The sequence below is a fragment of the Acidovorax sp. genome, from assembly GCF_046339755.1.
GTDB lineage: Bacteria > Pseudomonadota > Gammaproteobacteria > Burkholderiales > Burkholderiaceae_C > Acidovorax.
Window position 1 is genome coordinate 1 of record NZ_JBKDTZ010000388.1, and the last position, 7914, is coordinate 7914.

Annotated in this window: 8 protein-coding genes; 3 read left to right on the plus strand and 5 right to left on the minus strand. The window is 69.6% G+C overall.

All coding sequences use genetic code 11. The annotated features are described in order from the left end of the window. Window positions 1-768, plus strand: a 768-nt coding sequence (locus ACK59X_RS33345) for a helix-turn-helix domain-containing protein (RefSeq protein WP_409963578.1), incomplete at its 5' end; no start/stop codon positions are given. A 69-nt stretch (window positions 769-837) separates the two neighbouring features. After that, a complete protein-coding gene (locus tag ACK59X_RS33350; RefSeq protein ID WP_409963590.1) occupies window positions 838-1506 on the plus strand; it encodes a glutathione S-transferase family protein in 669 nt (222 codons plus the stop codon). 24 nt (window positions 1507-1530) lie between these two features. On the opposite strand, the gene ACK59X_RS33355 is transcribed toward ACK59X_RS33350, so the two are convergent. Together ACK59X_RS33355 and ACK59X_RS33360 are read right to left on the minus strand one after the other, a co-directional pair. Then, entirely contained in the window at window positions 1531-3384 is a 1854-nt protein-coding gene (locus ACK59X_RS33355; protein ID WP_409963580.1) for an alkyl/aryl-sulfatase, read from the minus strand. 185 nt (window positions 3385-3569) lie between these two features. Then, the gene (locus ACK59X_RS33360; RefSeq protein ID WP_409963582.1) at window positions 3570-4571 is read right to left on the minus strand and encodes a Bug family tripartite tricarboxylate transporter substrate binding protein; all 1002 of its coding nucleotides are present in this window, start codon (window positions 4569-4571) and stop codon (window positions 3570-3572) included. A 100-nt stretch (window positions 4572-4671) separates the two neighbouring features. Between ACK59X_RS33360 and ACK59X_RS33365 the strand changes: the two genes are divergently transcribed. Further along, entirely contained in the window at window positions 4672-5595 is a 924-nt protein-coding gene (locus tag ACK59X_RS33365; protein ID WP_409963584.1) for a LysR family transcriptional regulator, read from the plus strand. Window positions 5596-5614: 19 nt separating this feature from the next. Here ACK59X_RS33365 and ACK59X_RS33370 read toward each other — a convergent pair whose 3' ends face one another. The 3 genes from ACK59X_RS33370 to ACK59X_RS33380 form a co-directional block, all read right to left on the minus strand. Next, window positions 5615-7009 carry a patatin-like phospholipase family protein gene (locus tag ACK59X_RS33370; RefSeq protein WP_409963586.1) on the minus strand — a complete coding sequence of 465 codons (1395 nt, stop codon included), beginning with the start codon at window positions 7007-7009 and terminating at the stop codon, window positions 5615-5617. A 48-nt stretch (window positions 7010-7057) separates the two neighbouring features. Further along, window positions 7058-7714 (minus strand): HAD family hydrolase, encoded by a 657-nt coding sequence (locus ACK59X_RS33375; RefSeq protein ID WP_409963588.1) that lies wholly within the window; start codon window positions 7712-7714, stop codon window positions 7058-7060. Between the two features lie 34 nt (window positions 7715-7748). Further along, window positions 7749-7914 (minus strand): YchJ family metal-binding protein (locus ACK59X_RS33380; protein WP_409963592.1); only part of this gene is annotated, 166 nt, incomplete at its 5' end.

The window sequence follows — 7914 nt, forward strand, 5'->3', positions numbered from 1 at the left end:
GCGCTCCCGCGCACGTGCCGCAACCACGGGCGGCGGGCCCACGACAACCCCCGGCTCCGCCCCCAGGCCGCCCGCACGGCCACGCTGGCCATTGTCGCGAACCGCGCCCTGGCATCGCTGCGCGAGTTCTGCCTGGTCTCGGTGCTGCGCAATGCCCTGGGCCTGGGTTGCTGGATGGTGGATTCGCGCGTGCCGCTGCTGGCGGCCGAATTCGCCTTTGCGCCGCCACCGCATGCCGAGGCGTATGGTGTGCTGTTCCCGGGCGGGCCGGTGCGCTTCAACGCGCCGCAGACGGCCATCCATTTCGACGCACGCTACTTGGCCCTGCCCCTGCGGCGCGACGAGGCCGCACTGCGCCAGATGCTGCAGCACGCGCTGCCGCTCACCGTGCTGCAATACCGGCGCGACCGGCTGCTGGTGGCGCGCGTGCGCCAACTGCTGGGCGCCCCCGTGCCGGGCCACCCGGGCCAGGCGCTGGCAGCGCACAGCGCCGAGTCGCTGGCGCATTTGCTCCACGTATCACCGCGCACGCTGCACCGCCAGCTCAAGGAGGAAGGCGCCACCCTGCAGGGCCTCAAGGACGAGGTGCGCCAGGCCCGTGCCATGGAGCTGCTGCACCGCAGCGACCGCCCCATCAAGCAGGTGGCCGAGGCGGCCGGCTTCGTCAACGAAAAGAGCTTCATCCGCGCCTTCAAGGGATGGACCGGGCATTCGCCTGCGGAATACCGCCGCCGCGCCCGTACGGCGGCCAGGGCCTGTTCACCCTGATCTGCAACCGCACTGGCAGCGTGGGGAACTCCGCGGCCACGGCCCGGGACTACACTGGCCCCGATGCCGATGATCCACCTGTACCACTGCGTCAGCGCGCGCTCCTTCCGCCCCCTGTGGATGCTCGAAGAGCTGCAACTGCCGTACTCGCTGCACATGCTGCCCTTTCCGCCGCGGATGAAGGCGCGCAGCTTCCTCGAACTGAACCCGCTGGGCACGGTGCCCCTGTTCCTGCAGGGCGCCGTGCGCATGACCGAATCGGCCGCCATCTGCCAGTACCTGGCCGCCGCCCACCCCGATGCCGGGCTGGACGTGCGCGCCGTGGACCCGGCCTACGGCGCCTACCTCAACTGGCTGCACCTGGGCGAGGCCACGCTGACCTTCCCCCAGACCCTGGTGCTGCGCTACAGCCGCTTCGAGCCCCGGGAACGCCAGCAGCCCCAGGTGGTGGAGGACTACCGCCGCTGGTTCCTGGCCCGCCTGCGCGCGGTGGAAGCCGCCCTGGCCCATGGCGAGCATCTGTGCGCGGGCCGCTTCACCGCGGCCGACGTGTCGGTGGGCTATGCGCTGCTGCTGGCCGAGCACCTGGGCCTGTCGCCGGAATTCGGCGAGCGCACGCTGATGTACTGGCACCGCCTGCAGCAGCGCCCGGGCTACCAGCGCGCCATGGCGGCGCAGACCGAGGCCGCCGAGGAGCAGGACGTGCCGACCACGCCCGCACCCGACACCCGGCCCTGATTCTGCGGCCTGCAACCCAGGCGCTCAGGGCTCAACGACGTTGAACATGGGTGCGAACTCCTCCAGCATCGCAAGGAAGGCATGGACCCGTGGCACGTCGCCGGTCACGCCAACACGGCCCTCTGCGATCCCGGCAGTCAAAGCTGCTGCCACGCCATCCCCATGGGCCAACAGGCGCGCCAGCTCTTCATGGCTGACCGCGATGGCGGCATCCAAGGCCATGTCGGCATCGACCGCACGCCGGTAGGTCAGCGCCGCATTGCCCAGGCTCAGCGACCAGTGCTCGCCGGTATCGGTGACCCGCCAGCCCAGGCGCAGCACCTGGCCGCTGGCGCGTTCGGCCACCAGGCGCACGGCCAGGCAGTCGAGGAACATCTCCATGGGCACAGCCTTGAGCAGGTCATAGCCCAGGCTGCGCCGGGGGCCGGTGCGCACGCCGTTGCGCAGCTCGCGTGCCGCCAGCAGGTAGGCATTGCGCCAGGTGGCGGACTCGCTGGCAAAGCCCAGTTGTTCCAGCGCCGCGGCACACAGGGCGCGGGCGCCCTGGTGGGTCGGGTCGGCAAACACCAGGTGGGCCGTGACCTCGGCCACCCAGCGGTGCTCGCCGCGCTCGAAATCCTCGTGGGCACGTGCCATCAGCGCCTGGGCGCCGCCCATGTAGTCCACGTAGCGCGTGCCGGCATCGACCGGCGGCAGCGCATGCAGGCGCGCCGGGTTGCCGTCGTACCAGCCCAGGTAGTGCTGCACCACGGCCTTGACGTTGTGCACCAGCGTGCCGTAGTAGCCCTGCGCGTGCGTGGCGCCCGCCAGCTCGGCCGGCAGGCGCAGCACCTCGGCGATCTCCACGGCGGTCTGGCCCTGGTTCATGAGGCGCACGGTCTGGTCGTGGGTGTACTTGTACAGGTCGCGCTGCTCTGCGATGAAGCGGCTCAGTTCCGCCTGGCCCCAGGTGGGCCAGTTGTGCGGGGCGAACACCACGTCGGCATGCGGCGCGAACTCGTGCAGCGCTTCGTCCAGGTAGCGCGACCACAGGCGCGCGTCGCGCACCTGGGCGCCGCGCAGGGGGCAGAGGTTGTGCATGCTCTGCTGGCCGATCTCGGCCAGGTTGAGCGCCCGCAGCCCGGGAAAGAAGAAGAACATCTCCGAGGGCGCCTCGCTCTCGGGCGCCAGGGCGAAAACGATCTCGACGCCGTCGATCACGTGGCGCTCGCGGTCCTTCTCGATGGTCATGGTGGGAGGTATCAGCGTCACCGTGCCGTGCGGCAGGCTCTTGCCCAGCCCACAGTCGACCTGGCCGCAGACGCCGCGCGGCAGCGTATGGCCAAACTGGAACTGCGAGCGCCGCGACATGGCGTTGCCGGCCACCATGTTCTCGGCCACGGTGTGCCAGACGAAGCCTGCCGGCGCGATGATGGGCACGCGACGGAGGATCGCATCCTGCGCGTCGATCACGCCGCGCACGCCGCCGACAGGGTCCACATGGCTGTGGCTGTAGACCACCGCCGTCACGGGCCGCTCGCCGCGGTGCGCGCGGTAGAGCCTGAGCGCCGCTTCGGCCGTCTCGGCGCAGGTCAGCGGGTCGATGATGACCACGCCCTCATCGCCCTCGATCAGCGTCATGTTGGCCAGGTCGAAGCCACGCACTTGGTAGATGCGCTCCGTGACCTGGAACAGGCCATGCGCCAGGTTGCGCCGCGCATGGGCCCACAGGCCCGGGTGAACGCTGGGTGCGGGCTCGGCATCGTCCAGGAACTCGTAGCCCGCCAGGGTCCAGACGATGCGGCCCGTGGCATCGCGCACCTCGGCGTTGGGCCAGGTGGCGATGAAGCCCCGCGTCACGGGGTCGGGCGAAAGGGGGACAGGGTTGTTGGTAGTCATGTTGCAATACTTGTCTTCAGTGATCCATTGCACTGCGCTCTACCCGCGACGCATGAAACTGGCGCGGCCAAAGCCAGTGCCCCCGTGCAAGGGCCGCCCCGCCGCACCGGGGGCGTCCCCCTCCCGACTCGCGCAGCGAGCCGAGAAAGGGGGAAGGCGCGAAGCGACTCAGGGGGTGCTTCACTTCAATCCAATCGCGCCCCTGAAGTGCGCACCAGGCGCTCCCAGACCGGCAGGTCGGCTGCATAGCTCTGGCGGAACTGCTCGGCCGTGCTGCCCACGGGCAGCATGCCCAGCTGGGCGAAGCGCTTGCCCACTTCGGGCGTGGCCACAGCCTGCTGCGCGGCGTGCTGCAGGCGCGCCACCACCGCGGGCGGTGTGGCCTGCGGCACGGCCAGGCCCAGCCAGCCGACCACGCGGTACTCGGGGTCGGCGAAGCCGGCCTCGGCGAAGGTGGGCACGGCCGGCAGCACGGGAAGGCGCTGGCTGCCCGTGACGGCCAGCGCCCGCAGCTTGCCCGCATCCAGGTAGGGCTTGGCGGAGATGGCACTGCCGATGGTGAAGCTCAGTTGGCCGCCCACCAGGTCCTGCAGCATCGGGGCTTCCCCCTTGTAGGCAATGTGGGCGATGGGCGCCTTCCAGCTCGATGCCATGTGCGCGCAGGCCAGGTGCGGGTACGAGCCGGCGCCCCACGAGCCGCAGTTGCCGCCGTCGCTCCTGGCGCGCAGGGTCCGCTGCAGGTCGGCGAGGTTATGGGCCGGCGAGCTGGCGGGCACCAGCAGCAACAGCGGCGAGGTGGCGACCAGCGAGACCAGGCCCAGGTCCTTGCGCGGGTCATAAGGCAGCCTGGCGTAGAGAAACGGGTTGGTCAGCAGCGACTGGGTCAGGCCGACCAGCACGGTGTGGCCATCGGGTGCGGCCTTGGCCACGGCGCTGGTGCCCATGATGCCGCTGGCGCCGGGCTTGTTGTCCACGACCACCGGCTGGCCCAGCAGCCGCGCCATCTGCTCCGCCACCGAGCGGGCGACCACGTCGGTGCCGCCACCCGCCGGGTAGGGCACAACCAGGGTCACCGCCTTGTGGGGGAAATCCGGTGCCTGCGCCAGGGCGGCAGGCACAAGCAGGGCCATGCAGGCGGCCAACGGCCCCGCCAAGGTCCAGGAGTGCGGAAAGGGATGGATTGCCATGGCTTGTCTCCTTTTTTGTGGGGAACGCAGGCCATTCTGGGCAGGATGCAAATGAATATCCAATGCAAAATAGGTGGTCTCTTTTTAAACAAAACGCAAAATGCAACTGCGCCAGCTGCGCCACTTGATCGCCCTGGCCGAACAAGGCAGCTTCGGGCGAGCGGCTGAGGCGGTGCATCTGTCCCAGCCGGCGCTCTCGCGCAGCATCGACAACCTGGAAGAGGGTTTGCAGGCCCGGCTGGTGGACCGGGCCTATGGCCAGGTGCGATTCACCACGGCCGGCGACCTGGTGCTGGCGCGCGCCAAGGCGCTGATGGCCGATGCCGACCAGATCCCGCGCGACCTGCAGTTGCTGCAGGGTCTGGCGGTGGGCCAGCTGAGCGTGGGCCTGGGTCCGTTTGCGGCGGGCATGCTGGGCCGCCCCGTGCTGGCGCGCATGGCCCAGCGCTATCCCCAACTGTCGATACGCATCGAAGTCGCCGACCCGAATGCGCTGGCCGAGCGCCTGCACCGCCGGCAACTCGACCTGTTCATCGCCGACACCCGCGACCTGCAGCAGCAGCCCGGGCTGCAACGCAAGCGCCTGCCCAACATGCCCGTATCGTTCTTCGTGCGTGCCGGGCATCCGCTGCTGGCCCTGCAGCCCGTGGCGCTGGATCAGGCGATGGACTACCCCGTCGCCGGCCCGAACCTGCCCAGCGGTGTGGCGGCACACTTCGACGCGCAGGTGCAGCGCCGGGACCGCTCGTTCTTCAGTGTCATCTGCGACGACCTGGGCACGCTGCAGCACCTGGCCCTGACCGCGAATGCAGTCATCCTCGCGCCGGACCATGCGGGCTTCCACCACGCAACCGAGCTGCTCGAACGCCTGCCGATCCGCAAGCAAGCGCCCATGCAGACGCACTACAGCATCGTCTGGCTCACACACCGCACCCTGTCGCCGGCGGCACTGGCCTTCACCGGGCTGGTGCGCGCGATGATGGAGCCGGACCACCCTGGCACCGGGGCGGAGCCGCGGCCCTGATCCCGCAGCCGCGAACCGGCTATTGCGGCGGCGCGGGGGGTGCGCGGTACACCTGCAGCGACTTCACCAGCGCCCGGAACTCGGGCGAGTGCCGCAGCACGCTGCCGCCGGCCTCGATCAGGTCCGTCACCTCGTGCTGTTCGATGGAGAACGCCGTGGGGATCTGCAACAGGCGCGGGCGCGCCACGTCGTCGGGCGAATCGCGCAGATTGACCGGTACCACATGGATCTCTGCATTGGGCGCGAACACGTCGCCGCCGCTGTGCGGGTGCTCGGCCAGGGTCTTGCGCCATTGCTCGGTGATGTCGCGCAGGTATTCCTGCGTCTCGCGCGTGGCGCGCGCGCCGGTGCCGAACAGCAGCGAATCCACCACCTGCAGCATGTCGGGCACCTTGTCGCTGGTGTCGATGTTGAACGATGGGTCGCGCTCGGCATTCACCGTGATCAGCACCAGCTTGCGGATGCTGCCCGGGGGAATGCCCACCTCGCTGAAGCTCTCGCGCAGGCCGCCGCCGGCCAGCGCCCGATCCAGCAGGCGCTGCACCCCCAGATTGTCAGACAATCCACCATCCACCAGGTGGATATAGGGCTTGCGCTTCGCATCCAGGTAGCTCTGCTCGTTGACCCGGTACAGCCGCGAGCGGTAGTCGCTGGCGGTGGCGCGTGCCAGGTGGGTGCCTGCGGGGCGCCCGGTGCACTGGTCCGCATGGTTCTTGAGCGTCATGGGGCTGAGCAGCAGCGGCACGGCCGAGGACGCAGCCACCGCAAAGGACAGCGGCACCGAGCGCAGGTCCGAGCAGATCAGCGCGAACTGCTCCCAGGTGAACTCGAAGCCCGTGCCCAGCGACATGTCGGTCGCGGTGATGAACAGCTGCGGGTGGCGCGGGCGCTTTTCCACGTCGCCAAAGGTCTTGCCGGCATAGAGCTCATCGAGCCGGCGCGCCAGCAGGTGCGTACGGCCGAACCAGGGCGAGGTCAGGTCCACCAGATTGCCAGGGCGCAGGGCCTGGGTGATGAGGCTGTTCTGGAAGTTCTGGCGCAGGAATTCGTGCTCGAAGCGCGGCAACCCCTCGATGCCATGCGCCGCGTAATAGGCCGCCACGATGCTGCCGCCCGAGACACCGCTGACCACGTCGGTGGCATCGAGCAAGGTGGTGCGCCGGCCATTCCACTCGAACACCGTGTTCTGCATCTCGGTGAGCACGCCAAAGCCGAAGGCCGCCGCCCGCGCGCCCCCGCCCGAAAGCGTGACCGCCACGAGGATGCTCGGATCGCGCTGCGAGGGCCGCTGTGTGATCGCCTGCTCGGCCAGCGGCATGGGTTCGTTGATCCAGGGCCGCACAGACGAGCACCCGGCCAGCGCCACGGCCAGCGCCAAGCCCATCCAACGCACCGCCGTTTGCAGTGTGGCCACAGCTTTCCCTCCCGGCGCGAACATGCGCTCTGCGCGGGAGTGTAAGGCTCAGCAGCCCAGCAGGGCCGGCAGCTCGGCCATGCTGCGGAACACCTGGGATGCACCGGCCGCCCGCAGGGCCTCTTCGCCCACGCCCAGGGGGTCGTAAGCGAACACCGTGGCGCCCGCGGCGGCACCGGCCGTCACGCCGATGGTGGTGTCTTCCACCACCGCGCAGCGCAGGGGATCGGCCTGCAGCGCCGCGGCGGCGGCCAGGTACACGTCGGGTGCGGGCTTGGTGTGGGGTACCTCGTGGCCGCTGAAGATGCGGCCCTCGAAGTACGGCATGAGCCCCACCTTGACCAGTTGCATCTCCACCTTGAAGCGGTCGGCCCCCGAAGCGCAGGCGATGCGCCCGCCGTGGTGGGCGTGCACGCGCTCGATGGTCGGGTGGATGTGCTCGATGGCGACCAGGTGCTGGTCCAGCTCGGCATTGCGCCGGGCGTAGAAGCTGGCCATCCATTCGTCGGTCAGGGGCTTGCCGGTCTCGGCCTCGATGCGGGCCGTGGCGCTGCGCACCGTGCGGCCGATGAAGTAGGCCATGCATTCGTCGTGCGTGATGGCCCAGCCCGCTTCGTTGAGCATGGTGCGCAGCACGCCGTTGGTGATGTGCTCGCTGTCGACGAGCACGCCGTCGCAGTCGAACAGGATGGCTTCAAAGGTCATGGGTCAAGGTTCGCAAGATGGAAAGGAAAAATGCTCACTGCTGGTCGCCGTCGATATAGAACCAGCGCCCGTCTTCGCGCACGAAGCGGCTGGTCTCGTGCAGACGCACGGCCTTTCCGCCCACGCGGTAGCGCGCGACGAACTCGACCTCGGCCGGGTCCTCGCCCGAGCTGCGCGGGGGGCGCACCGGGAGGCGCTGC

Coding starts and splice junctions, on each gene's coding strand:
- ACK59X_RS33350 (WP_409963590.1), top strand. CDS start 838: ATGATCCACCTGTACCACTGCGTCAGCGCGCGCTCCTTCCGCCCCCTG.
- ACK59X_RS33355 (WP_409963580.1), bottom strand. CDS start 3,384: ATGACTACCAACAACCCTGTCCCCCTTTCGCCCGACCCCGTGACGCGG.
- ACK59X_RS33360 (WP_409963582.1), bottom strand. CDS start 4,571: ATGGCAATCCATCCCTTTCCGCACTCCTGGACCTTGGCGGGGCCGTTG.
- ACK59X_RS33365 (WP_409963584.1), top strand. CDS start 4,672: ATGCAACTGCGCCAGCTGCGCCACTTGATCGCCCTGGCCGAACAAGGC.
- ACK59X_RS33375 (WP_409963588.1), bottom strand. CDS start 7,714: ATGACCTTTGAAGCCATCCTGTTCGACTGCGACGGCGTGCTCGTCGAC.